The organism is Pseudomonas sp. ADAK2 (assembly GCF_012935755.1).
Taxonomy (GTDB): Bacteria; Pseudomonadota; Gammaproteobacteria; order Pseudomonadales; family Pseudomonadaceae; genus Aquipseudomonas.
Window position 1 is genome coordinate 1,626,837 of sequence record NZ_CP052862.1, and the last position, 25,157, is coordinate 1,651,993.

General features: G+C 59.3%; 24 protein-coding genes. 9 read left to right on the forward strand and 15 right to left on the reverse strand.

What is annotated here, in order from left to right; translation table 11 throughout:
• Positions 1-77 precede the first annotated feature (77 nt).
• From HKK52_RS07480 to HKK52_RS07490, 3 genes are all read right to left on the reverse strand, one after another.
• Positions 78-1,052 carry an ABC transporter permease gene (locus HKK52_RS07480; protein WP_169370260.1) on the reverse strand — a complete coding sequence of 325 codons (975 nt, stop codon included), beginning with the start codon at positions 1,050-1,052 and terminating at the stop codon, positions 78-80.
• Positions 1,036-2,541, reverse strand: coding sequence for a sugar ABC transporter ATP-binding protein (locus HKK52_RS07485; RefSeq protein WP_169370261.1), 1,506 nt, complete (start codon positions 2,539-2,541; stop codon positions 1,036-1,038). Before HKK52_RS07485 ends, HKK52_RS07480 begins: the two co-directional genes overlap by 17 nt.
• A gap of 73 nt (positions 2,542-2,614) precedes the next feature.
• A complete protein-coding gene (locus tag HKK52_RS07490) occupies positions 2,615-3,541 on the reverse strand; it encodes a substrate-binding domain-containing protein (protein WP_169370262.1) in 927 nt (308 codons plus the stop codon).
• 242 nt (positions 3,542-3,783) lie between these two features.
• Here HKK52_RS07490 and HKK52_RS07495 point away from each other — a divergent pair, with 242 nt between their 5' ends.
• Together HKK52_RS07495 and HKK52_RS07500 are read left to right on the forward strand one after the other, a co-directional pair.
• Positions 3,784-4,017 carry a hypothetical protein gene (locus tag HKK52_RS07495; RefSeq protein ID WP_169370263.1) on the forward strand — a complete coding sequence of 78 codons (234 nt, stop codon included), beginning with the start codon at positions 3,784-3,786 and terminating at the stop codon, positions 4,015-4,017.
• 71 nt (positions 4,018-4,088) lie between these two features.
• Positions 4,089-4,583, forward strand: a complete 495-nt coding sequence (locus HKK52_RS07500; protein ID WP_169370264.1) for a PaaI family thioesterase — start codon at positions 4,089-4,091, stop codon at positions 4,581-4,583.
• A 49-nt stretch (positions 4,584-4,632) separates the two neighbouring features.
• Here HKK52_RS07500 and HKK52_RS07505 read toward each other — a convergent pair whose 3' ends face one another.
• On the reverse strand, positions 4,633-5,517 hold the full coding sequence (locus tag HKK52_RS07505) for an SMP-30/gluconolactonase/LRE family protein (RefSeq protein WP_169370265.1): 885 nt from the start codon (positions 5,515-5,517) through the stop codon (positions 4,633-4,635).
• A gap of 1 nt (position 5,518) precedes the next feature.
• The gene (locus HKK52_RS07510; protein WP_169370266.1) at positions 5,519-6,364 is read right to left on the reverse strand and encodes an SDR family NAD(P)-dependent oxidoreductase; all 846 of its coding nucleotides are present in this window, start codon (positions 6,362-6,364) and stop codon (positions 5,519-5,521) included.
• A gap of 285 nt (positions 6,365-6,649) precedes the next feature.
• On the opposite strand from HKK52_RS07510, the gene HKK52_RS07515 reads away from it, so the two are divergent.
• A complete protein-coding gene (locus HKK52_RS07515; protein ID WP_169370267.1) occupies positions 6,650-7,588 on the forward strand; it encodes a LysR family transcriptional regulator in 939 nt (312 codons plus the stop codon).
• On the opposite strand, the gene asnB is transcribed toward HKK52_RS07515, so the two are convergent.
• Genes asnB through HKK52_RS07550 form a run of 7 tightly spaced genes read right to left on the reverse strand, consistent with a single transcriptional unit; the run spans position 7,585 to position 15,544 of the window.
• A complete protein-coding gene (gene asnB, locus HKK52_RS07520; RefSeq protein ID WP_169370268.1) occupies positions 7,585-9,420 on the reverse strand; it encodes an asparagine synthase (glutamine-hydrolyzing) in 1,836 nt (611 codons plus the stop codon). The genes HKK52_RS07515 and asnB overlap by 4 nt on opposite strands.
• Before the next feature lie 12 nt (positions 9,421-9,432).
• Positions 9,433-10,815, reverse strand: coding sequence for an amidase family protein (locus HKK52_RS07525; RefSeq protein ID WP_169370269.1), 1,383 nt, complete (start codon positions 10,813-10,815; stop codon positions 9,433-9,435).
• Positions 10,812-11,795: an acyl-CoA synthetase gene (locus tag HKK52_RS07530; protein WP_169370270.1), complete on the reverse strand. Its 984-nt coding sequence runs from the start codon at positions 11,793-11,795 to the stop codon at positions 10,812-10,814. The genes HKK52_RS07525 and HKK52_RS07530 overlap by 4 nt, the downstream gene beginning before the upstream one ends.
• A 1-nt stretch (position 11,796) precedes the next feature.
• The gene (locus HKK52_RS07535) at positions 11,797-12,081 is read right to left on the reverse strand and encodes an acyl carrier protein (RefSeq protein WP_169370271.1); all 285 of its coding nucleotides are present in this window, start codon (positions 12,079-12,081) and stop codon (positions 11,797-11,799) included.
• A 4-nt stretch (positions 12,082-12,085) separates the two neighbouring features.
• The gene (locus HKK52_RS07540) at positions 12,086-12,481 is read right to left on the reverse strand and encodes a hypothetical protein (RefSeq protein ID WP_169370272.1); all 396 of its coding nucleotides are present in this window, start codon (positions 12,479-12,481) and stop codon (positions 12,086-12,088) included.
• A 10-nt stretch (positions 12,482-12,491) separates the two neighbouring features.
• On the reverse strand, positions 12,492-14,231 hold the full coding sequence (locus HKK52_RS07545; protein ID WP_169370273.1) for a prenyltransferase/squalene oxidase repeat-containing protein: 1,740 nt from the start codon (positions 14,229-14,231) through the stop codon (positions 12,492-12,494).
• On the reverse strand, positions 14,228-15,544 hold the full coding sequence (locus HKK52_RS07550; protein ID WP_169370274.1) for a phenylacetate--CoA ligase family protein: 1,317 nt from the start codon (positions 15,542-15,544) through the stop codon (positions 14,228-14,230). Before HKK52_RS07550 ends, HKK52_RS07545 begins: the two co-directional genes overlap by 4 nt.
• 420 nt (positions 15,545-15,964) lie before the next feature.
• Here HKK52_RS07550 and HKK52_RS07555 point away from each other — a divergent pair, with 420 nt between their 5' ends.
• The 6 genes from HKK52_RS07555 (at position 15,965) to HKK52_RS07580 (ending at position 22,407) form a co-directional block, all read left to right on the forward strand.
• Complete coding sequence (locus HKK52_RS07555) at positions 15,965-17,350, forward strand: 3-deoxy-7-phosphoheptulonate synthase (protein ID WP_169370275.1); 1,386 nt, start codon at positions 15,965-15,967, stop codon at positions 17,348-17,350.
• A gap of 42 nt (positions 17,351-17,392) precedes the next feature.
• Positions 17,393-18,607, forward strand: a complete 1,215-nt coding sequence (locus tag HKK52_RS07560) for an MFS transporter (protein WP_169370276.1) — start codon at positions 17,393-17,395, stop codon at positions 18,605-18,607.
• 144 nt (positions 18,608-18,751) lie between these two features.
• Complete coding sequence (locus tag HKK52_RS07565; RefSeq protein ID WP_169370277.1) at positions 18,752-20,449, forward strand: amidase; 1,698 nt, start codon at positions 18,752-18,754, stop codon at positions 20,447-20,449.
• A 142-nt stretch (positions 20,450-20,591) separates the two neighbouring features.
• Positions 20,592-20,792 carry a PLD nuclease N-terminal domain-containing protein gene (locus HKK52_RS07570; RefSeq protein WP_123514905.1) on the forward strand — a complete coding sequence of 67 codons (201 nt, stop codon included), beginning with the start codon at positions 20,592-20,594 and terminating at the stop codon, positions 20,790-20,792.
• Between the two features lie 569 nt (positions 20,793-21,361).
• Positions 21,362-21,655 (forward strand): fructose-bisphosphate aldolase, encoded by a 294-nt coding sequence (locus HKK52_RS07575; protein ID WP_169370278.1) that lies wholly within the window; start codon positions 21,362-21,364, stop codon positions 21,653-21,655.
• 224 nt (positions 21,656-21,879) lie between these two features.
• Entirely contained in the window at positions 21,880-22,407 is a 528-nt protein-coding gene (locus HKK52_RS07580) for a hypothetical protein (protein ID WP_169370279.1), read from the forward strand.
• Between the two features lie 117 nt (positions 22,408-22,524).
• Here the strand turns inward: HKK52_RS07580 and HKK52_RS07585 are convergent, their stop codons facing one another.
• The 3 genes from HKK52_RS07585 to HKK52_RS07595 all read right to left on the reverse strand — a co-directional run bounded on the left by HKK52_RS07585 (position 22,525) and on the right by HKK52_RS07595 (position 25,153).
• Positions 22,525-22,971, reverse strand: a complete 447-nt coding sequence (locus HKK52_RS07585; RefSeq protein ID WP_169370280.1) for an NUDIX hydrolase — start codon at positions 22,969-22,971, stop codon at positions 22,525-22,527.
• A 78-nt stretch (positions 22,972-23,049) separates the two neighbouring features.
• Positions 23,050-23,598 (reverse strand): cupin domain-containing protein, encoded by a 549-nt coding sequence (locus HKK52_RS07590; RefSeq protein ID WP_007895886.1) that lies wholly within the window; start codon positions 23,596-23,598, stop codon positions 23,050-23,052.
• Positions 23,599-23,866: 268 nt separating this feature from the next.
• Positions 23,867-25,153, reverse strand: a complete 1,287-nt coding sequence (locus HKK52_RS07595) for an NAD(P)/FAD-dependent oxidoreductase (protein WP_169370281.1) — start codon at positions 25,151-25,153, stop codon at positions 23,867-23,869.
• Positions 25,154-25,157 lie beyond the last annotated feature (4 nt).

Sequence of the window (25,157 nt, forward strand, 5' to 3'; positions counted from 1 at the left end):
TCCAACCTTTTTTGAGCATGAGAGAGCCCGTCACGGCGCTTTCACGCCGTGCGGAAATGACTGATTTTTGTAAGTGCTTACTTGTGCCGTTGGCGACTGATGAAAATCGCCAGCAGGATGATCCCGCCCTTGATAACGCTCTGGACGTAAGGCGACACCCCGAGCATGTTCAAACCGTTATTGAGCACGCCCAGCAGCATCGCCCCGACCAGCGTGCCGAGGATCACCCCGCGCCCGCCGGCAATCGACGCACCGCCCAGCACCACGGCGGCAATCGCGTCCAGTTCGAACGACACACCGGCATTCGGCTGCCCGCTCATCAAGCGCGAGGTCAGTACCAGCCCGGCGATGGCGGCGGTCAAACCACTGATGCCGTACACCAGCAACTTGAAGCGCGGCGCCCGCACCCCGGACAAGCGCACCGCTTCTTCATTGCCGCCGATGGCGTAGATGTAGCGACCGATGCGCGTGTGTTGCAGCAGCACATAGGCCACCAGGTAGGTCACGAGCATGATCAGAATCGGCACTTGCACGCCGAACAGACTTTCGCGGCCGAAAAAACCGAACCAGTCCGGCAACCCGGAAATCGGATAGCCGTCGGTGTACATCAGGCCCAGGCCGCGGGCGATGCCCATGGTCGCCAGGGTGACGATGATCGGCGGCATGTGCAGGTAAGCGACGAACAATCCGTTGCCGATGCCGAACGCCACGCCCACCAGCATCCCGGCGCCGATGGCCAGACCGGGCGGCAAACCGGCGACCATCAAACCGGCGGTCAACGTGCCGGACAAAGCCATCACCGGCCCCACCGACAAGTCGATGCCGCCGGTGAGAATCACGCAGGTCATGCCGACCGCGATGATCGCGTTGATCGACACTTGCCGGGCGATGTTCTCCAGGTTGGCCGAGGTGAGGAATTTGTCGCTGGCGAAGATCATGAACAGCGTGACCACCAGCAGCCCGACAAAGGGAAAGAACGCAGGCGAACGAGACAGACGCGCAACGTTAAAGCGCAGCCGCGATGGGTCGAAGGTATTAATGGAGGTATTCATTCTGGCTCCCGGTGGCGTGGCGCATGACTTCCTGCGGGTTGACGGCGGAGGCTTCCAGCACTGTGACGATGGCGCCTTTGTTGAAAACCGCCACGCGGTCGCACATGCCGATGACTTCCGGCAGTTCCGAGGAAATCATGATGATCGCGTAACCCTGTTCGGTCAGGGCACGCATCAGCGCATAGATTTCGGCCTTGGCGCCGACGTCGATGCCGCGTGTGGGTTCGTCGAAAATCAGGATGTCGCAGTGGTGGTTGATCCAGCGCGCAATCACGACTTTCTGCTGATTGCCACCGCTGAGGTTGAACACCCGGCTCTCGCCGCTGGGGGCCTTGATCGACAGTTGCTTCATCAAGGCTTCAGTGGTGCTGCACTCCTGGCCCTGATCAATCAGGTGGTAGTGCTCGTACTTTTGCAGGTTATTCAGCGAGATGTTTTCGCGGATGCTGAAATCGGTGATCAGCCCTTCACTCTTGCGACTTTCCGGCAGCAAGCCGATGCCTTGCGCCAGGGCCTGAGCAGGGTCGCGCAGGCTGACGCTGTGCCCGCGCAAGTGAACGTCCTTGCTAACAACCGGCAAGGCACCGATCACCGCCAACGCCAGTTCGGTGCGCCCCGAGCCGACCAGCCCGGCGAAGCCGAGAATCTCGCCCTGGTGCAACTCAAAATGATTGTGCGGACCGTTGCGGGTCAATTGAATGTCCTTGACCTCCAGCAGCACCGGGCCGCGAGGCTTTTGCGTCTTCGGCGGAAAGCTGCACTCCAGGCGCCGACCGACCATCATTTCCACCAGCCGATCGATGTCGCTGTCCACCACATCGGTGACCCCGACATTACAGCCGTCGCGCAGCACGCTGATGCGGTCGCAGACCTGGAAAATCTCTTCCAGGTGATGGGAGATGAAAATCACCGCCACGTCCTGGCGCTTGAGTTCACGCATAATCTGGAACAGCAATTCGGCCTCGGTCGGCGTGAGGGTCGCGGTGGGTTCGTCGAGCACCAGCAAACGCGCATCCAGCGCCAGGGCCTTGGCGATTTCGACGAACTGCTGCTCGGCCACGCTGAGGTGTTTGATCGGGCATTGCAGGTCGATGCTCACACCCAAACGCACGAACAACGCCCGCGCCTTGTCCTGCATCTCGCGCTTGCGCAGCAGGCCCAGGCCACTGACCAGTTCGTGGCCGAGGAAGATGTTCTCTACCGCATTCAGGTACGGGATCAAGCTGAACTCCTGGAACACGATGCCAATGCCGGCGGCGATGGCGTCGTGGTAGGTCGCAAACTGCTGCGCCTGGCCATCGATCAGAATCTGCCCCTGGTCCTGATGCTCCACGCCCACCAGGATTTTCATCAGGGTCGACTTGCCCGCGCCGTTCTCACCGAGCAAGGCGTGTATTTCACCGCGCTGCACTTCCAGGTCGATACCTTTGAGCGCTTGCACGCCGGGGTAGGATTTACAGATGTTTTCCAACTTCAAAAGACTGCTCATGCCGCCGCCCTCATCCTTCGATTGATGCACACCAATGACCGCGCCCGGCGTGTTGCGCCAGGCGCGGGGGCACCTACCAACTGAAGTCTTTGGCCTTGGCCTGATCGATCAACGCGATGTCCACCGGGATGGCCGCAGGGACTTGCGCCCCCCACTTCTTCGCCAGGGCCACGCCGAGGGCGAGGCGGATCTGGTCACGGGGGAACTGCGCCGAGGTGGCGATGAATTTGCTGCCAGGTTTCTGAATGGCTTTGATCGCTTCCGGCGCGCCGTCGACGCTGACCAGTTTGACGTCGAGGCCACTGGCTTCGATGGCCGACAAGGCGCCGAGGGAGCCGTTGTCATTGACGCTGAACAGGCCCTTGAGGCCGGGCTGTGCCTGCAACATGTTTTCGGTGACGGTCAGCGCCTGATCACGTTCCTGCTTGCCGTTCTGGATGCTGACAATCTTGATGTCCGGGTGCTTGGCCAGCGCGTCTTTGCAGCCGCGCACGCGCTCAAGGATCGGCACCACGGCGATGCCGTCGAGGATGGCAATATCGCCCTTGTTGCCGATGCTCTTCGCCAGGTACTCGCAGGCCTGGGACCCGGCGTCGAAGTTTTTCGAGCCGACGAAGGAATCCAGCGGCCCATCGGCCTGGGCATCCACCGCCACCACCACAACACCGGCCGCATGGGCAGACTTGACGGCCGACTGCACGCCGACCGAGTCGGTGGGGTTGATGATCAGAATATCGATGCCCTTTTGCAGCATGTCTTCGATGTCGCTGACCTGTTTGGACACGTCATGCCGGGCATCGGTGATGATCAGTTGCGCACCGATGCTGCCGCCAGCGTCCTGCAGGGCGTTTTTCATGGTGACGAAATAGGGGTTGTTGATTTCCTGGAAGGAAGCACCGATACGCAGCGGTTTGGACGGGGTATCCGCACTGGCAGTCCCGGCACAGGCAAAACTCACACTAAAAGCCAGCAAACACAGGGTTTTCGGAAGCATTTTCATGGAGTAATTCTCTGTTGTTTTTATTGTTTTGGAGCAAATGTTATCGATAACATTTTCAGCGAAGCTAACAAAGAAATTTGGCGTATGCAATAGAGGGTTACCTTTCAGGCGAGAGGAATCTGATTTATGTTGCGTCGTGTCGGCAGGCTGCAACGGCGTTGGGTCTGCGAAGCGCTCGGTCGTTGCAGGGCGTACAAACTGATCCACACTCAACCACAACTCAAAAACCACAGAGGCCCGCAGTGCGAACTTTTGATCTGATCCGCGATGCCGTTTTGCCTGAATTCCGCGACCGGGTGTCCGAATACCTGGTCGAGTACGAAACCGTGCTGCGCGAAAAGGCGCCCGACTCGGAGCCAGTGCGTGCGGCCGCCAACCAGCTGCGCGGGTATTTGCGTGGGCTCAATACCACGCGGGTGTTGGGCATGGCGGAGTGGGAAGAGCTGGATCGGCGGATTATCGAGGCGTGGCTGTAGCGCCGACTCCCCACCGGTTCAGCGTTACAATCGGCCAACGTCTAGCTCAAATCGTTCAGAAGGACCGCGTCATGCCTCATTTCGAAACGTCCCTGCAAGACAGCGCCGCGCCCGAAGGCGTGTGTTACGGCTGCGGCGGTAGCAACCCGCATGGGCTGCACATCAAGAGCGTCTGGCATGAAGACGGCGTGCATGTCATCGCCGAGCACATCCCGGAGGCCAAATACTGCGGCTGGCCGGATCTGGTCTACGGCGGTTTGATTGCGATGCTGGTCGATTGCCACTCCAACTGGACGGCGATGGCCTACCACTACCGCGCGGAACAGCGTGAAGCGGGAAGCCTGCCGCGCATCGATTGCGTCACCGGCAACCTCGGCATCAAGTTCATCAAACCGACACCCATGGGCGTGCCGCTGACCCTGCGGGCGAAAGTCGAGGGCGATGTCGGGCGCAAAACCCGGGTGGTCTGCGAGGTTTTCGCCGGCGACGTGCTTACCGCGATTGGCGACTCGATTTTCGTGCGGGTGGATACCGGGCAATTGGCGAACGCGGCGCATGGCCGATAAACCTCAGTTCAACCGCGAGGCCAACTGACCGAGAGAGCCTGCAAAGGCCTTAAAGCTCCTTGAACCGGTGCCGGGGAACGCCGGGGATCGGCAGTCGGATGCAGTAGATATTTCCGGATTCGGGGAAGTCCGCCTGTTCGGCAGGCGACATACCGAATTTGGCGCTGGTGATGAACAACGTGCGCATGTCCGCCCCGCCGAAGCAGCAACTGGTGGGACGCGGGACCGGCACCTCAAGGGTCTGGGTCAATTCGCCGTGGCGATCGTACCTGAGCAGGCAGCCGCCATTGAACTGGCATACCCAGATGCCCCCTTCCACGTCCATCGCCAACCCGTCCGGGCGACCGAGGTCCGGCGGTGTATGGGCAAACACCGACACCTGTTCCAGGTATTGGCCAGTGGCCGGATAGCGGGCGCGGTAAATAGTGCGCGCTACCGAATCGACAAAAAACAGTTCACTGCCGTCGATTGACCACACCAGGCCATTGGGCAGGCAGATATGGTCCAGCATCACCGAGGCGTTCAGCCCTGCGTCATATCGATACAGCTTGCCGGTATTTTTGCTGTGAGCTTCGTCCATCAATCCGGTGATGAAGCGTCCCTGAGGATCACAAGCACCATCGTTGAAACGAAAGGAGGAAAGCGTAATCGCCAGTTTCGAGTTTTGGCTCACCCGAAGGCTGACACGATTCAGAACGGCGACGCCGGCATTCTGGGTAAAAATCAGGTTACCGGCCTGGGTCAATGCCAACGCACCGATCCGTGATGGCGACTCGTAGAGCCGTGTAAGGTTGGCCTGTTCGTCCAGGACGTTGATCTGTCCTCCTGAAATGTCCACGAACAACAGCGCGTTGCAGGTTTCGTCCCAAACCGGGCTTTCGCCCAGATCAGACTGACACGATGAAAAAAGCCGCAGCTCTTCCTGAGCAGGCATATCAACACTCCTTGATGTGGTCCCACAATTGAGCAATTTGCTCGGCGCTGGATGCCTCGACCCGGGCCAGGTCGACGGGATAGTCGACGCCCTTGTTCTCGGCAAACCGTGTAGCAGTGAATTGGCCATTGCTGGCTCGCAGAATGTAGCCGGTGTCCTGACACAGTTGCGAAGCCAGGAAAATCACACCGGGCGCCACCCACTCAGGCTTCAGATTGTCCGGTTCCCCGGTCACGCCCCACATCCTGGTTTTGGCGACGGGCGATACGGCATTGACCAGGATGCCATCGGTTGCGCCTTCCATGCTCAGCGCGTTCATGATGCCCAGTTGTGCCATTTTGCCCGCCGCATAAGCCACCAGGCCCGGCTGAGCATATTGCTGGTACATCGCCCGATCCGAAGAGGTCAGGACCACACGCGCAACAGCAGATTGCCTGAGGTGTTTCCAGGCATGCTTGCACAGCCAGATGGGCGTATGGATATTGATATCCACCGCGCGCTCGATAAATGACAACTCGGCCTCTTCAATCGATTGATAACCGACCCAACCGGCGTTGTGGATCACGATATCGAGTTGCCCGAATGCCTCGATGGCCGTCTCGACCAATTGCCGACAACCTTGCTCGGAAGCCAGGTCGCCGTGGTGGCCGATAACGCTGTAACCCTCGGACTGAAGCGTCCGGGCGGCATCGAGGGCAATGGATGTGTCCGCACCATCGCCGATGTTGTCCGCACCGATATCACTGATCACGACATTGGCGCCCAGCCTGGCCAATTCCCGTGCATAGACGAAACCGAGGCCTCGACCAGCGCCCGTTACAATCGCCGTCTTTCCTGAAAAGTTCATCGTTTTCCCCTCTTGATTGCCAGTTCACCTTAACAATGAAAAGGAGGGTTGTTTAATACTAATGAGGGGCGAAGTTGATACCTGGCTCATATCAAATCAATGCCTGGATCAAGCTCGCAAAACCCCGTCCGTGAACTTAAGCCGGGGGGTTGTGTCTCGTATGCGGGCCTGCACGGTTTCTACCCGGGACGCTCATGACAGCATCTTGTGCTCACCGATGATCCCGGAGGGATGACGCCAGACCCATTTCGCAGCACTGATCAATTCAAATGAAGGAACGGAAGAATGATCGAAACCCGACTACTCAGGCAGTTCATTGCCGTGGCGGAAGAACTGCATTTTCACAAAGCCGCGATTCGCCTGCACATGGCCCAGCCTCCCCTGAGTCAGGCCATCAATCGCCTGGAAGACAAATTGGGTTTCAGCCTGTTCACGCGCAATAAGCGCGGGGTAAAACTGACACCCGCAGGCAGTGCCTTTCTGGAGGCGGCCTACAGCACACTCAAGGAGCTGGAGCTGGGGGTGGAACACGCTCGCCAGGTATCCGAAGGCATCGCCGGCAAACTCACGGTCACCGCGGTGTCCATCGCCTACTACGAGTCGCTGCTCAATACCCTCAGGCAGTTTCGCGAAACCTTTCCCAAGGTCCAGCTGATCATCAAGGAAATGCCATCCTCCAGCCAGGCCAAGGCGATTCTGTCCGGAGACGCCGATATCGCCTTCATGCGCAAACTGCCCATTTCGGCGGACAACATCGAATCGCGCTTGTTGCTCGACGAAGAAATCGTCATGGCGCTCCCCACCCATCATCCAAAAGCACAAGCCGGGCAAATCGACCTGCGGGATTTCGCCGGCGAAGACTTCGTGTTCACCCCCGAAGCCCTGGGCACCGGTTATCACAGCCAGCTCATTGCCTTATGCGAAGCCGCCGGTTTTTATCCGAAAGTGGTGCAGGAAGCTGCACAGATTCACACCCTGATCGGCCTGGTGGCCTGCGGGTTCGGCGTGGCGCTGGTACCCGAATCCATCGCCAACTCGATCATGCGCGACAAGGTTCTGTTTCGCAGAATTTTCCCGGTAACCGAGTCGCCCAACCCCGCCATCGGGTTGTACATGAGCTGGAATACCCACAACGAATCACCGCTGATGGATAGTTTTATTTCCATGCTCGACTTCAGCGCAGAGCCTCATGTCGAAGGCGCCCTGGCCGAACAGGTTCGCTAGAGCGCCAGGTTGTAGTCCTTGAGCCAGGCCCCCAGGGAGAGCGCCGTTTCCAGGTTATTGCGCTTGAGTTGGGAGTTGAAATAGCCCGCAGGGTGCTCAAGCTCACGGCGCAGGTGAGTGCGATCGATGATCTGGAACACCGCATTACCCGGCTCTTGCAGCAATGCCTGGGTTTGTCCACGTAAAAACTGCTCATAGGCCAGGTTTGCCGACGTCGGATAAGGACTCTTCTTGCGTTGCAGCACCGCGGCAGGCACCAGGTCTGCACAGGCTTGCTTGAGCAGCCACTTCTCGACGCCGTCCTTGCTTTTGATGTCCCATGGCACGTTATAGACGTACTCGACCAACTCATGATCGGTGTAAGGCACCCGCACCTCCAGGCCGGCGTACATGCTCAAGCGATCCTTGCGGTCGAGCAGGATCGGCATCCAGCGATGCACATGCATGTGGCAAACCTCCCGCATCTTGCGCTCATCGACGCTGTCGCCGCGCAGATGCTCGACACTGTCCACGGCCTGACCGTAACTGGCGCGCTGGTACTCGGTGAAATCGCAGAGTTTGTTGAAATCCGGATTGATCATCTCGCTGTGCAACAGTTGCATGCGCGACAACCATGGAAAACGCTGGGCTTGCAGGGCGTGAGGATCGCGGAACCAGGCGTAGCCACCGAACACCTCATCCGCCGCCTCGCCTGAAATGGCCACCGTGGAATGTTCACGTATCGCCTTGAACAGCAAATACAGGGACGTATCTACATCACCAAACGTCTGGGCCGAATCGTTGGACCTGAACACCGATTGCCGTGCGGCCTCGGCCACCAACTCCTGATTTTCAATCAAGATGGTCTGGTGATGGCTGCCAATGGCTTCGGCGGCCGCCAATGCAAACGGTTGATCGCGGTCGGGGCGAAAACTGTCACTGCGAAACTGTTCGGCCTGGCCGACAAAATCCACGGAGAACGAGTTGACCACACCGCCCTGCTCCGCTTGCAGTTTCTTCTGAGCCATGGCCGTCAAAATCGTTGAGTCGAGGCCACCTGACAGCAATGTACACACGGGCACGTCGGCATAGAGCTGTTCACCCAGCGCCTTTTCAAGCAGGGCTCGGGTCCTTTCGACGGTTTGCGCCAGGCTGTCGGTATGCTCCCGGCGCTCCAGCGACCAGTAGCGTTGCAGGACGGGACCCCGCCCGGCCGTCAGTTGCAAGCAATGGCCGGGAGTCAACTCGCGGATGCCCTGGAACGGCGTCTGCGTGGTGGCTTTGGACAATGACAACGCATCCACCAGGCCAACGACATCCAGCGCACGCTTGAACTGCGGATGGGCCAGGATTGCCTTCGGCTCCGAGGCGAACAGCAAGCCCGAGTCCAGAGGCGCATAAAACAGCGGCTTGACCCCCAGGCGATCGCGCATCAACAGCAAACGCGCACTGCGACCATCAAACACGGCGAAGGCAAACATGCCGTTGAGGTGCTCCACACACTGCTCTCCCCACTCCAGGTAGGCATGCAGCACCACCTCGGTATCGCTGCGGGTAATAAACCGGTGACCGGCACTGCGCAGGCGCTCACGCAACTCGACATAGTTGTAGACCTCACCGGTGTAGACCAGCACCACTTCGGCACCGCTGCCGGTGGTGTAGCTCATCGGTTGCGCCCCGCCACTCAAATCGATAATCGACAGACGCCGATGCCCGAGCAAGGCGTGCTGCCCCTGCCATACGCCTTCGGCATCCGGGCCTCGTCGGGCGAGGCTAGCGGTCATCTCTCGAACGATCGAGGCCTGACCTGTGAGTACTCTCGAAAAATCGACCCATCCAGCAATTCCACACATATCAGGTGATCCTTATTTAGCGGTTGAAGCAGCGGGCATCGGGCCACGCAGCGACTCGAGTCGTTTGGCCAGGTCGATCAATTGCAGCTCGCTGTCTCGTCGCCCCATGATCTGTAACGCCAGGGGCGCCTTGCCGTCGGCACTCAGGGTGATGGGCAAGGTAATAGCGGGCAGTCCACTGAAGCTGGCTAGCGGTGTAAAACCGATTTTCCGTGCGTAGTCGACATCGACGGGGGATGGAATGGTCGAGTCGCCAGGCTGGGGATTTTTCGTGTTGAAAGGACGATACGGGTCGATAGGAAAAATCACGAAATCCACCGACGCTTCGTCAAAACACGTTCCGATCCCGGCGCGTACCGATTGCATGCGTTCGGCGATTTGCGCGTATTCGGTGTCTGTGAGTTCGGCCCCGACCTCAAGGGCCGCGAGCGTCGACCAGTGCAACTCGGTATTGAATACACCTTCCCAGACCTGCGAAGCCACCCAGGCATCGCGAGCGCACAACTGCCAGGCGGCGCCGCGACAGGCCCAGAGTTCAGGCAACTGCACGGGCACCTGCTGCATGCCCAGGTCAGCCAGCAACGTTTTTGCCTGGCGCATCATGTCGAGCATCGGTGCGCTGGTCAGCCCTTCGTCGATATGCGTCAAAACCCCGATCCGGTAATCGCGCTTGGGCGGTAGCTGCTCGCCGAGTTGCTTGTCCAGGCCCAATCTTGGCAGCAGAAAATCCAGGTCATCGACGGTACGGGTGATCCACCCCAGCGCGTCCATGGAGGGCGACAACGGAAAAACCCCGTCCAGATTGTCCGGCTTGTGAGTCATCCGCAGCCCGACCATGCCGCAATGGGCTGCCGGCCAGCGGACCGACCCGAGCACATCCGTGCCCAGGGAGATATCGCAGATATGCGCCGCCACCGCGACCGCCGAACCGGTACTGGACCCCGACGGATCAATGGTCGGGTACAACGGGTTGCTGCAACCGGAGACAAACCCTATGTTGAGTTCCGTGGTGGCGACCTTGAACAGCGTTCGGACCTCAGGGTGCAATCCCCTCAATGCGCTGGCGGACGCTCGGGGATAGTGGCGATAGCTGCGCAGCCCCAGTCGCGTCGGCATGCCTTGAACGTCCACCGTATCCTTGACCCCCAGACGAAACACCGCGTCGTCGTCGGCCACGCTCGACACCAGACACCGGTATTGGCTGTCGGCCCAAGCCGCCCACTGGGCATAGTGCATGGCCCATTGTTCCTTCAACTGCGGCTGCTGTTCGAGCAACCTGTGGCGCTCTCGCATCGATAGCTTGAGAAAGTCCGGTAACGCGACAACCTGTTCCTGCGACGTCGTCTGCCCGGACAGGTAATGTTTGATGCTCTGTTCTGCAATGCGGGTGTTCATGGCATTCTTTTCCCTGTTTCCTGGATAGCCCAGGCCTGTGGCTTGCCGCTGGCGGACACTGGCAAATGCTCAACGCGTCGGACCTGCACGGGCCTGGGGAAATGGGTGCCCAGGAGGTTGATTGCCTGGAGGATGCTGGCCTCGTTGTGGCCAAGTGCACTGAACAGCACTTGATAGGACTCCCCGCGAAGTGCATCGCGCAGGGGTACGCAGACCAGGTTCTGGCAGTGCGTCGCAGCGATGAGCTCGGCCTGGATGACTCCAAGGTCCTGGCGCACGCCGTTGATCTTGATCAGTTGACTGGCCCTTCCCTGCCAATGAAAGTGCTCGCGGTCCAACGCAACGACCAGGTCATCACTTTGGTGCGTCAGCGCCGGCACTCGATGTCCGACGGCACGGGCAATACGCGGGCTGTGGATTTCCAGGCGTGACTCAATACCCGTCCTGTTGAGCAACGAAACGTCCTCGAACACCGTCCAGCCGATCGGCGCCTGCGTCTCTTCGACCACCGGGCGGTGAGCGATGGCGCCGGTCTCGGTCGAGCCAAGAATCTCGACAAAACCCACCTCTCGCCCGGCAAAGCGGGTGACCACTTCATGAGCGCCGCTGGGCAGCACCGATGCGCTGTGCAGCACCAACACCGGAACCTGCTCGACAAGGCGCTCAAGCAATGACGCCAAGACCTTCCAGGTGCTGGCGATGCACAGAATCACCGTCGGGCCAAGCACTTGCAGATCCGGCAACACCAGGTTTTCCAGCGAGCATTGCTGCAGCCTGGCGTGAGTGACTTCGGCGCCGACCTGTCCCAGGATCATTCCGTAACTGTGTTCAGGGGGGGCGAACGACAGGATGTCGGTGACCCCGGGCGCCCAGCGCCCCAGGACCAACGCAGCTTCCTGTTCCATCTGCTGGCGCGTACGCACCCACTGGCAAGGTGAGGAGGTCGAACCGGAGGTGCTGAAGACCTGTTCCCCACTCATTTCACACAGCCTGCAGCGTGGCGTTGTCTTCAAGCCGGCCTTTGACAAACTGCTCCATCTTTTCCAGCGTCTCGAACCAGTAACGAACGTCGTCACCGACGAAGTCGACCTCGATCCCGAAACGCTCTTCAATGGTGGTCACCACTTCGACGGCCATCAGGCTGTCGAATCGCTCTCCGATGAAATCCCGAAAGCTCTGGTCGGCACCAATGGTTCGTACCTCCGGTCCCAATAAAGCTTCTAGCGAAGCGCGGATATCTTCATTTACCGTATTTGAACTCGACATGTTATTAACCCTTTGTGGCAGCGTTATTCAGAAAGTCACCTGTCGAGTAGAAAACACTTTCTGGACATACGTCTTCGTACTGCAGGTAGAAAAATACATCGGCAAAGTGTTCAGCAAAAAAGTTGAACAATTGATGGGCAAAGTCCTTTCGAAAGAACTGATCCCGGCTGGCGGCAATCGATGCCCTGATAAAAAACACCCGACTCTTCCCCGAGTCAGCATGATTGACCGGCAGCGGCAGACCGGCACTAAAGACACTCTGCTCATCCAGCACACTAAAGATCACCATGCAGTGCGCCGGATCAAGGCCATGACCCTTGAGTTCCCGGGCAACTTTCAAGGCGATTCTTTTCTTCTCGCTTATTCCAAGAACACCGGAACTTATGTTGATCGTGGGCACGCTCAACCTCTCAAGACAAGTACAAATGGGGAAGTGAGTTCAGCCGTCCGTCCATGTGATGTCGGAGCAAACTGCCCAGGCATCCGGACAACGCATCTTCACCTTCTCGAAACATTGGCGACCACGCGTAACCGGCTGCGGTTGCCACCTTGTCCAGGAAGTACGTCAGGTGCGGGCCTTCCACTTCGAGGCCGAAAGCATTCATCGCGGCGATGGCTTCGTAGGTGCTCAGTAAGTCCGGGATGCGATTGCCGACGTTGGCAAACCCGCCCTGCTTGACCTTGTGCCGGGCCAGCAGGCCTTGCAACGCAATCACCTCGCCATGCCCCAGGAACTGAAGGCATTTAAGCGCCTGGATACTGGCTCGAAACGATGGGGTCGCCGCCGGAAAATTACTGAACATCGACGGTTGTTCCGACACGCTGCAACGGCGGACAAACCGCTCCAGTTGCCCGAGGTCGATGCCTTGCGCGTCCCCCAGCATTTGCGCAATCGACACCGCTGACGCCGTCGACACCATGTCCGAGCCGCGCCCTTCCCAGAACCCGAACCCGCCATCGGGATTCTGAATCCTGGCCAGCCAGGCAAGTATCTCGCGCCGGCGTTCCGGCGCCGCCCGAAAGGCTCCGGTCGCCAATGCCCAGGCCGTACAACGCACTTCGGCGCCACGCCCGGGCATGTACATGACGCCCGCCTCGTTGGGCATCTGACAGCCCTCGATCCAGCGAACGGCCGACTCTGCCGCCTCCGGTTCGAGGTGGCCGGCCAGCACCGTTGCCGCCGTCGTCAGCACGTCGGCCGCGGCGCTTTTTTCACGGTAGGTGTAGCCGCCAGTGTCGACATAAAGGTGCTGGATGAACCGGCTCACGTCATCCCCCAGGGCGCGGACATCCTGGTTCAATGCCTTGAGCGAACCAACGGCGCAAAACACCGCCCAGACATCCTCGCAGTCGTAACCTTCCCAACGCACAAAGGCACCGCCCGGGCCGCGCAGCGAATAGATCCAGTCCACGCAGTCGGAGGCCCCCAGTGGTCCGGCCCCCAGCGCGGCCAAGGTCGCCGTGGCGCGGTAAGTCGCCCACAGACAAGGACTGTCCGCCGCCTCGCTGAACCTGAAGCCAGCGCAGTCGAGCTGTTGAAGTTGCAACCACTTGACCAGACGCTCCATGTCCCACGTCGGCACCCAGGCGCCTTGCTGGCTGAGCGCCTTCCAGGCCATGACGCCATAAAAACAGGCGCGGACGTCGGCCTTGTCGCGACGGGCGAACTCGGGCGACCAGCTCAGGCCACCGTTCTCGCACTGCAAACCGCTGAGCCAGTCAAGTAACGCCGTAGGCTCTTTCACCTCGCGATGGCAGACATTGACCAGGGTTCGCACGGCGTAATGCGTCGCCCAGACATCAGCGCCCTGCCCCGCGCACATGCCGTAGGCGCGGCCATCCGACAGACTGTCCAGCCAGGCCTCGGTGGCCTCGGCGACAGGCTCCATGCCGCCCAGGTCGTTGAGGGTTTCGGTGCAATAAAACGTCGCCCAGGCATCCGAAGGCATGCCTTTGCTCCATGCGTAGCCGCCGTCGCGGTTGTACCGGGACTGGATGTAGCGGCGTATCTGCGGTTGGTCGGCGCTGTGCAATCGATCGACCCAGGCCAGGCTGCGAATGGCGGCATAGGTACACCACAAATCCGGTTGACCGCTGACCACGCCAAAACCGTCGGGAAAGTGCGGCCGCACCTGACTGGAAGAAGTCATTGCTGACCTCCCACGAAACGCAGGTTGGTCTTCTTCCAGCTCTTTTGTGAAGCGCCGCTCTTGTTGATGGCAGCCAGGTTATTGACGAACAGGATCTTGTCCCAATGCAGCTTGATCCGGTCCTGGGAGGATGAACGCAACGAGTCGGCGAGCATGGGCTCGGTGCTGTTGTCCCAGACCACGTCGCGCTCAAGGATCAGGTTGGCAGTGTCTGTCTGTCGGTCCACCTCAATCAGGTAACCGGTGGCGTTGCAGCTGCCGTAGACGATCTCCTCGATCTTGCGGATTTCCAGGTCTACGCCCGCCACCACCACCGCATCCGAATCCCGCCCATTGACCAGCATCGTGGGGCCCGGCAAACCTGGCGCACAGTGCGAAGTGATAGTCACGCTATCGCCCGTATCCAGACGCAACAAAGGCCGGGCGTACAGGTTCAGCGGGGTCACTACCAGCCGACCGGTAGCCCCTTCGCTCAGGGGTACCACCCGGCCATCGGCGGTCACCAGTTCGAAATAATTGGTGGCGGTGGTCAACCGCTGGACCTTGCCTTGGGTGACGGCCGCCAGGGTGCCGGTTTCAGTGCTGCCGTAGCTGGCGTCGTGGATGTCGCACCCCCACCACTGCCCAAGCTTTTGCCGGAACGGTCGGGTATTGACCTCACCCAGCAACATGATGGCGTTCACCGACCCGGCAATCCGGTCAAGCATCTGCCGCTGTTTGAGGTAACGGGTCAGTTGAACCAGCACGCCGGGCGCAATGAAAATCACCGTAGGCTGGTAAGTTTCGAACATCGTGCACAAGCGCTCCCAATCGGTAATCCCGGTGGTAAAGGGGTAGGCGCGCACGTGGGAAACATCGAGGTATTCGCAGACGTTGGCGATCAGGTCCCCTACAGGAACGACGTCCGAAGGCATGAGGTTGGCGACCCGTGACCCGGGCTTGATGATGTGACGCCAGTGGAACGCCACCGAAACGGAGTTCCAGATCACGTCTTCCTTGAGCCGCGGGCTGGGAGTGGGCTGGCCCGTGGTGCCGGTGGTGGCGTAATACTTGGCGGCCTGACCGTAATCGACCGTGCAGAACGCCTGGGGTGAAGCCTTGAGGCTCGCCTTTGGCGTCAGCGCAAGTGCCTGGAACCCGGCGAGGCTGTAGGCCCCCAGCGCTCGGTAAAATTCGCTGTGCCGCGCACGCGCCCAAACGGCTTCCAGTTTGCGCTCATAGAATGGCTCATCCGGGATCAAGTCTCCGTGATGCAGGATTTCACGTTCGGCCCCCTGCAAAATCCCATAGTAATGATCGTTGTGAACTAACATTAACTCGCCCTCTTTTAAAAACCTCAACGAGAATTGGCGAGTCGCCCACTAATGTAAAATACTTTTCCGGTCTTTTTGTAAGAGCCTGGAGATATCAGACCTATGGATAAATTAGTGTTGCGCTGTGACTTATTAAATATTTACGCCTGACGCGCGAATACACTTATGGATAACAATCTTCAACTAACCAACCCGTACACACTCGAACCACTGCCGCCCACCCTCATATCATTCTCGTTCAAAAGTATTAAACAGAGACTTTTATAATATTTCCCATCTTCTTTTCATCGTCGCATTATCACCACCGGCTAGAGAGTACTTATCGCAAAAAACATGTATAGCCACTATTGAGTCGGCGCTGGTCCACTTGTAATACACCGGCTGAATCCTCGACTGTTGAACTCGACAAGGAGACGCTGAATGCTGTCCACGCAGAAAAACCCGAACACACCCGTGTCGGACTGGACGCCTGAGTCGTGGCGCTCGCGACCCGCGCTTCATCAACCGACGTACGCGTGCTCACAGGAACACCGGCAAGCGTTGCACGTCCTTGCCCGCAGCCCTGCACTGGTTAGCGCCAACAAAGTCCTCCAGCTCAAGGCCTTGATTGCCCAGGCCCAGGACGGTAAGCGTTTCATCCTGCAGGGGGGCGATTGCGCCGAATCGTTCGCGCAATGTACCAGTGAGGCAGTGGCCAGCCAGCTCAAGGTACTGCAGCAGATGAGCCAAGTGCTGATGCACCGCTTGCAAATGCCGGTGGTGTGCATGGGCCGTCTCGCCGGCCAATACGCCAAACCGCGTTCCTGTGATACCGAAACCTTGGGTGCGGACAGCCTGCCGGTGTACCGCGGCGATATCGTCAATGACAGCGAATTCGAGCATGACGCACGCCGTGCCGACCCCGGGCGCCTGCTCAAGGCCCACGCTCACTCGGCGTCGACCCTGGGTTTTGTGCGTGCACTTTATGAAACCGGCATCGGTGAACTGCTGATGCCGAAGAACTGGGCCATGAAGTGGGCCGATCATCTGCCAGAGCGCGACACCTATCTGCACACAGTCCAGGGTGTGCACCACGCCTTGCACTTCATGAACACCCTGGCCGGCAGTGATACCGACAACTTCCTCCACCGGGACATCTTCACGTCCCATGAGGCGCTGTTGCTCGACTATGAACACGGCCTGACCCGGCAAGTGCCCGGGTTTGAAGGCTGGTTCGATCTGTCGACGCATTTCCCCTGGATCGGCAAGCGAACCGCGGACCTGGAGGGCGCTCATGTGGAGTTCTGTCGCGGCATCCGTAACCCGCTCGGGGTGAAAGTAGGCAGTGATCTTTCTGCCGATGAGTTAACGGCGTTGATCGAACGACTGAACCCCGACAATGAGCCGGGGCGCCTGACCTTGATTCATCGGCTTGGCGCCCGCGACCTGCGCGAAAAGCTGCCCGCCCTGCTTAACGCGGTCCGCCGGGCCGGCGCCAACGTGCTGTGGCTGTGCGATCCGATGCACGGCAATACCGAGACACTGGCCTGTGGCACCAAGACCCGGCGTTTCGAACTCATCATGGCGGAGATCGAGGCCGCATTCCTCGTCCACAGTGACCACGGCACACGGCTGGGCGGCCTGCATCTGGAGCTGACAGGCGACGATGTGAGCGAATGCCTGGGTGGCGCCCGTGACCTGCAACCAGAAGATCTTTCCCGACGCTATCTGAGCAAGGTCGATCCGCGACTCAACTATGAACAGGCCCTGGAACTGGCTTTACGGGTCGCTCACCTCGACACCCTCCAGCCAGGTACACGCCACTGAGACCCCCAACCCGCCCCTGATCCCCCACACAGCCGAGTCCCTATGCCTGCGGTCATTTATATTTTTGCGCTCTGCACCTTTACATTCGGCTTGTCCGAATTCGTGGTCGCCGGCCTCGTTTCAGCCATTTCAATGGACCTGCACCAGTCGATCTCCGACGTCGGCTCGGCCATTGCCGCCTATGCCCTGGGCGCTGCGATCGGTGCACCGGTCATTACCGCGTTGCTGGCTCGCTGGCGGGACAAAACCCTGTTACTGCTGACACTGGGTGTACTGGCGGCAGGTAGCGTGGTTATCAGCCTTGCACCGAATATTCTGACACTGCACGTCGTGCGCTTTCTGGTCGGCCTGGCCCATGGCGTGTTCATGGCCGTGGCCTCCAATGCCGCCGTCAAACTGGTGGACCCGATGCGCGCCGGACGTGCGTTGTCGCTGGTGTGGACCGGGCTGACGCTGTCCATCGCCCTCGGCGTGCCGATGGGGACGTTCTTCGGCAGCTTCTGGTCGTGGCGAGTGGTATTCCTGGCCATCGGCGTATTGGGCCTCATCAGCACAGCGGGCCTGGTACTGCTGATGCCAAAGCAACCGCCGCCGCCTCCGCTTGAAACCCCAAAGGCCATGCAAGGCCTCAAAGCGATCATGCACCGCCAACTGCTCATGGCCGCGACGATTGCGATGCTGGTGAGCGTGGCGACATTTTCGTTCTTCACGTTTATCTCACCGTTCTTGCTCGACATCACACAGCTCAGCGTGCAGACCTTAAGCCTGGCCATGCTGCTGTTTGGCGGCTGCTCCATTCTGGGTAATTTGCTGGGCGGTCACCTGGTGGACACCTTCGACACCGACCGATGCCTGCTTGGCGCGTTGATCGCCCTGGTGGTGAATTTGCTCGGGTTGTATCTGTGGGGCACTTCGCCATTGGTGACACTGACGCTGATCGGCCTTCTGGGGGTGATTTTCTTTGCCATCGTGACCATGTCGACCCTGCGCCTGCTACGCCTGGCCAACCAATATATTCCGCAATCCAGCGCCGTTGCCGCCGGCCTCAACATCGCCTCCTTCAACCTCGGCACCGCCCTGGGTGGGGTCAGCGGAGGGCTGGTGATCACCTACGCCGGGCTAGCCTACATACCGATTGCCGGTGCCCTGGCGGCCTTCACCGCCATGGGCGCACTCTGGTTGCAAATGAGCACGCGGCGCGTCCCGGCCTCCGCCTCCCCTGAACTCGATGACCTCGCCCGGAACGCTGCCGAATAATCGCTCGTACGGCACCGCGATCCGCTGCATCCCCTCCCGGCCTGGTGCTACATGGTGTTAAATAGCGCAGCTTTGCAAGTCCAGACGCTGTCACGTCATACAGCGCAACGAGCCCCCTATGAACACCCATTTTGAGAGAACAGCATGATCGAGGTCACCGAGGTTTCCATTGCCGAGCTGCGTGCGGCGCTCGAATCGGGCCAGACCACGGCGGTTGAGTTGGTCCAGGCCTATCTCGCCCGTATCGAGGCCTATGACGGCGACCTCAACGCCGTAGTCGTACGCAACCCCGAAGCGTTGAACGAAGCGCAGGCGTCCGATGCCCGCCGCGCCAAAGGCCAGACGCTGGGCCCGCTCGATGGCATTCCCTACACGGCCAAGGACAGTTATTTGGTGAAGGGCCTGACCGCCGCGTCTGGCAGTCCGGCCTTCGCCAATCTGGTTGCCCATCGCGATGCGTTCACCATCGAACGCCTGCGCGGCGCCGGGGCGATTTGCCTGGGCAAGACCAACATGCCGCCGATGGCCAATGGCGGCATGCAGCGCGGGGTTTATGGTCGGGCTGAGAGTCCGTACAACGCTGATTACCTCACCGCACCTTTCGCCTCGGGCTCTTCGAACGGCGCCGGTACGGCCACCGCTGCCAGTTTCGCGGCGTTCGGTTTGGCGGAAGAAACCTGGTCGAGCGGTCGCGGCCCAGCGTCGAACAATGGCCTGTGCGCCTACACGCCGTCGCGCGGGATCATCTCGGTGCGCGGCAACTGGCCGTTGACCCCAACGATGGACGTGGTCGTGCCGTTCGCCCGGACCATGGCTGACTTGCTTGAAGTGCTGGATGTGGTGGTCGCGGAAGACCCCGACACTCGCGGCGACCTGTGGCGGATGCAACCGTGGGTGCCGATTCCGAGCGTTGCTTCGGTGCGTCCTGCGTCCTATGCCGAGCTGGCTGCCAATCCCGAGGCACTTACCGGCAAACGTCTTGGCATTCCCCGGATGTACATCAACGCTGATCCCGAAGCCGGCACGTCGCAAGCGCCGGGGATTGGTGGCCCGACCGGGCAGCGAATCAACACTCGAGATTCGGTGATCGAGCTTTGGAAACAGGCGCGCCAGTCACTCGAAGCAGCGGGCGCTGAAGTGATCGAAGTTGATTTTCCGTTGGTGTCCAACTGCGAAGGCGATCGCCCCGGCGCGCCGACGGTGTTCAATCGCGGCATCGTGTCCAAAGAGTTTCTGCACCATGAATTGTGGGACCTGACGGCGTGGGCATTTGATGATTTCCTGCGGGCCAATGGCGATCCGAAATTGAATCGCCTGGCCGATGTGGATGGGCCGCTGATCTTCCCGCATGACCCGGGGACGTTGCCCAATCGCGAGGGCGACCTTGCGGCGGGCATGGATGAATATGTGCGGATGGCTGAGCGCGGGATTACACCGTGGGACCAGATCAGCACCGTGCCTGATGGCCTGCGGGGGCTTGAGCAGACTCGCCGACTCGACCTTGAACACTGGATGGATCGGCTTGGGCTGGATGCGGTGCTGTTCCCGACCGTTGCTGATGTCGGGCCGGCGGATGCGGATGTGAATCCTGCGTCGGCGGATATCGCGTGGAGCAATGGGGTTTGGGTGGCTAACGGCAACCTGGCGATTCGGCATTTGGGTGTGCCGACGGTGACTGTGCCGATGGGGGTGATGGCGGACATTGGCATGCCGGTTGGGCTGACGTTTGCCGGGCGTGCTTATGATGATTCGACGTTGCTGCGGTTGGCTGCGGCGTTTGAAGCAACGGGCAGCAAGCGGATGATTCCGCCGCGCACCCCGGCGCTGACTGCCAAGCAATAGACAAATAACCTGTGGCGAGGGAGCTTGCTTCCGAAGGGCTGCGAAGCGGCCCTCGTTCTCTTTGGAAATACCCCTCGCCACAAATTTAATGAACCCTGCCCGCCACCACCCGCCTAAAGAAATGACTTTCAGGAGGTGGCTAATGCAAATCGAATACGTCTGGATCGCACTCGCGGCAGTACTGGTGGTGATTGAATTGTGGGCAATCAACAAAGTGATCAAAAGCGGCAGCAAGGTCGACAACAAAGGCGTGTGGATCGTCGTCATCGTCTTTGTCCCATTGATCGGCCTCATCGCCTGGGCACTCGCCGGGCCGAAACACAGCACCCATAGCGCGCAATAACCGCCGCCCTCCAAAAAAGCCCCGAAGATTCGGGGCTTTATTATTTCTGTATGCCGCAACCCACGTAGGTGCTGCCGAAGGCTGCGATCTTTTGATCTTCACGTCCGAAAACCACGTAGGAAAACACCCTTTGTGGTGAGGGACCTTACCCCCGCCGAGCAGCGAAGCAACCGCACCCCCCTGCCTCCAATTTCCTCAGACATTTCCGAATGCCCGGTTCACAAGGGTTTCATCACCAAACGCAGCAAATCCCCTTCACCACGATGGCCGTAATGGCGTCCTACACCCCGGTTGCGAGCACCAAAGTGCGCACCTATATTCGACCCGTCACCAACAAAAAATTGGCGATAGGGTTTCGCAGCCCTACCGAATAGAATCAATCCTGCTCAGTCATGAGAAACCCAGGCGTGCTACGCCTGAGTCTCACTTTATGGCGACTGTGCGTGGGAGACCTACGGGTCTGCCGGGTTTGATTCTGCCTTGGTCTGCGAACCCACGCACAGTTGCCACCCATTTTGTTTCGCAGCAAAAGGGTGGCAGTTCATACACTCAATAAAGAATCGAAACTTATGACTACGAACAACCCGCCACGCCGCTTCACCCCAATGTCCCAATTCGCAACCGACTACCCCGTCCTCCTAATCGACAACGACGCCCCAATCCGCGAACTCCACAACTGCGTCAGCGAACGCCTCAACGCCGTCCTCAAATACCTCAACCTCATGGGCTGCACCACCCTCCCCGACTACGCCGAAAACGACATCAACACCGTCACCAACATCGCCTGGATCCTGATCCGGGATGTGCATGATGTGTTTCGGGTGATTGAGCAGCGTGGGTTTGATACGCCACCGAATCAGTAACCCGAACCGAGTCGCAGAAAAAACCGCATTTCTGCGGTTTTTTTACGTCGTCCTGAAGCTGGGCCAACAACCCACCCTGCCAATCCAGCCATGCAACCCGCGCCCCTTCCACCAATATCAACTTAATGGCACTCTGCCGCCTACTTGGCATATCTCTGCGGGATTCGTTTTGCTCGAACCATTAATCCTGCCTATTTCTCAAACCGCTACGGACAGAAACGCCCATGAAACCGCTGTACTTAGGCTCGCTCCTGCTGCTACTCGTAGGCTGCTCACCGATCCCACAATACGAAGCCCCCGCCGACGCCCCCCAAGCGCAGATCCGCAGCGAAATGGACGCAATGATCAATCGTCACAACTACCTGACCCTTAGTGCAGCGCCGACTATGGCCTGCAAGTACGGCCGGTCGGTGCCCGTGACACCCGCTCGGCAACTGTTCTCGGTCTGGGGTGGCTACCCATCGACCCCCTCGAAACCCGAAGGTTTTCGAGCCATTGAAGCGGGCAAGCCGATCCATCTGTTGCTGGAGGGCGGGGCCAGCGGCAACCGCAGATGCACGGTCGATTTTGTTACCGAGTTCATGCCGGGCGCTCGCTATGTGATCAAGGGCGGCATCACCGACGGCCCTCATGTCATGAGCGGCTGCCAGATCAACATCGTCGATCTGGATTCCGGGGTTCGACTGTTTCAGGCCGAGCAGTCACCGGCCAACGGCTGTGCTCTGGATCGGCTGTTACCGCCGATGCGTTGATCACGCGCGCTGGTTGAGTACGCGGTCGTAAAGTTTGTAATCGTTGTTAAATGACGCTGGAAATAAGATGGCAGATCTTTATTTAGATAGATCTGTCACCTTCTTTTGTCATGGGCTTCAGTCCAGCAATGCGACTTTTTTGAGTAAATCGGAAAGCCCATCAGGTACCAACGGTGATTCGTCAGTAAAGCTTGCGCATGAATGCCACTTCGCTGTGAACGCAGCCCCATCGCTCTCTTGAGCATTCAAGTACGGTAATTCGTAAACGGTGCTATCCAAAAACTTCGCATCGTAAACCTGCACGATTTCGTGCCCTGGCTTACCGGCATACGTAAAGAGGCTTTCAAGCGTACCGATCAACCGGACATCGGTGATCGGCAAACCGAGTTCTTCCTGGATCTCTCGCACAACGGCTTCGGCGCTGGTTTCGCCAAAGTCGATGCCTCCGCCTAGCGGCCGGAAGAAGGTTTGTTTTGTGGTGGGGTCGCAGAATTCGTTGACCAGTATCTTTCCATCGTGATGGAAGACACACAGTGCAAGTGCACGGATGCGTTGGGTAGTCATGCAGGTAAGTCCATTTACTTTGAAGAATGCCTGTAGCAACGGACGAAGGTTGCTACAGGTCGGTGTCCATTTGCGATATCAGAAGTTAGCCGGCGTGTTGGCACTAATAATCTCCGCCTCATCCGCCCCAATATTCCTAAATCGATGCGGCAACGTTGTCGGAAAGTAATACCCATCCCCGGCATTCAGCACACTGATCTGCCCATCCACCGTCAACTCAACCGTGCCCCGAGTCACCAACCCACACTCCTCGCCTTCCGAGTGCACGATCGGCTCCTCACCAGAACTAGCCCCAGGCGCGTACTGCTCGCGCAACAAGCGCATCTGCCGACTCGGCACCGAAGCCCCAATCAGCAACAACCTCAACCCATGCCGCCCAAGATCCGGCTGTTCATTCGCCCGAAACACGTATTGATGCTCACGCGGTGGCTGGTCGAAGGTGAAGAAGTCCGCCAGGGACATGGGGATGCCTTCGAGCAGTTTCTTGAGGGAGCTGACGGAGGGGCTGACGCGATTTTGTTCGATCAGGGAGATGGTGGCATTGGTGACGCCGCTACGGCGGGCCAGCTCGCGCTGGGACAGTTTGTAGCTTTCGCGTACTAATTTGAGTCGTGAGCCCGTGTCCATGACAGCCTTATGTGTGTGCACTACTTAAGGGGTTATGGGGGTGGATGGCGGGCGACTTTTGGCCGCGAGGAGCACCGCTTCCCTGTCCCAGAAACGTGAAAGGCGGGTATTAAATCACGTTTGTTCGTGTTGCTCAGCAGGTTCGATGGGTGGTGGGTAAAAAGCCCAAAACGGGGACGCTTCGCGACCCAGCGGGAGCAAGCTCCCTCGCCACAAAGATGGTGTTGGTTTGGACGTTGTGGCGAGGGGGCCCGTTCACACAGGGACTTTAGATACCGAAACGGTCGCGCAGTGCGTAGTACGCAGCGCCCATTGCGGTCAGCGGCGCCTGGAAGGTGCGGCCGCCGAGCATCGGCATGTGCGGCAGGGAGGCGAACGCATCGAAGCGTTCGGCGTCGCCGCGGATCATTTCGCTGATGAGTTTGCCGGCCAGGTGTGAGCAGGTGACGCCGTGGCCGCTGTAGCCTTGCATGTAGTAGGCGTTTTTCTCGATGCGGCCGAACTGCGGCATGCGCGACATGGTCAGCAGGAAGTTGCCGGTCCAGCGGTAGTCGATTTTCACGTCCTTCAGTTGCGGGAAGGTCTTGAGGATTTTCGGTTTGATCAGTTGCTCGATGTCGTCCGGCTCACGCGCGCCGTAGACCACGCCGCCGCCATACAGCAGACGGTTGTCGGCGGTGAGGCGGTAGTAGTCGAGCAGGTAGTTGCAGTCTTCGACGCAGTAGTTGTTTTTGATCAGGCTGCGCGCAACTTGCTCGGACAACGGTTCGGTGACGACGATTTGCGAGCCGCAGGGCATGCTTTTGCTGGTCACGCGATTGTCGAGGCCTTGTGGCAGATAGGCATTGCCGGCGATCAGCAGGTACTTGGCGCGGACCACGCCTTTGGCGGTGCGCACGGTAATCGGCTCGCCGTAGGTGATTTCCACCGCCGCCGATTGCTCGTAGATCTTACCGCCCAAACCGATGATGGCCGAGGCTTCGCCGAGGGCCAGGTTCAGCGGGTGGATGTGGCCGCCCTGCATGTCCAGCAGGCCGCCGACGTAGTTGTCGCTGCCGACTTCACGTTTGATGTCGGCGGCGTCGAGCATTTTCAGGTTTTTGTTGCCGTAGCGTTCCCAGCTGCTTTTCTGCTCGGCCAGGCCTTTGAGTTGCTTTTTGTTCAGCGCAGCGAAGATACCGCCGGGCTTGTAGTCGCATTGGATGTCGTAGTGCTGGATGCGCTGACGGATGATGTCGGCGCCTTCGAAGATCATGCTGCCGAGGATTTCAGCGGTTTTGTCGCCGTAGCGTTCTTCGATGACATCGACGTCGCGGCTGTAGGAGTTGACCAGTTGGCCGCCGTTGCGACCGCTGGCGCCGAAGCCGACTCTGGCGGCTTCGAGCACGGTGACGCTGTAGCCCGCTTCGGCGAGGAACAGCGCCGAGGACAGACCGGTGTAGCCGGCGCCGATCACGCAGACGTCGCATTCCACAAGTTCTTCAAGCACCGGGAATTCGCCGGTGAAGTTGCGGGTGGCGGCGTAGTAGCTGTTGACATGTGTTGTTGGTTTCATACGT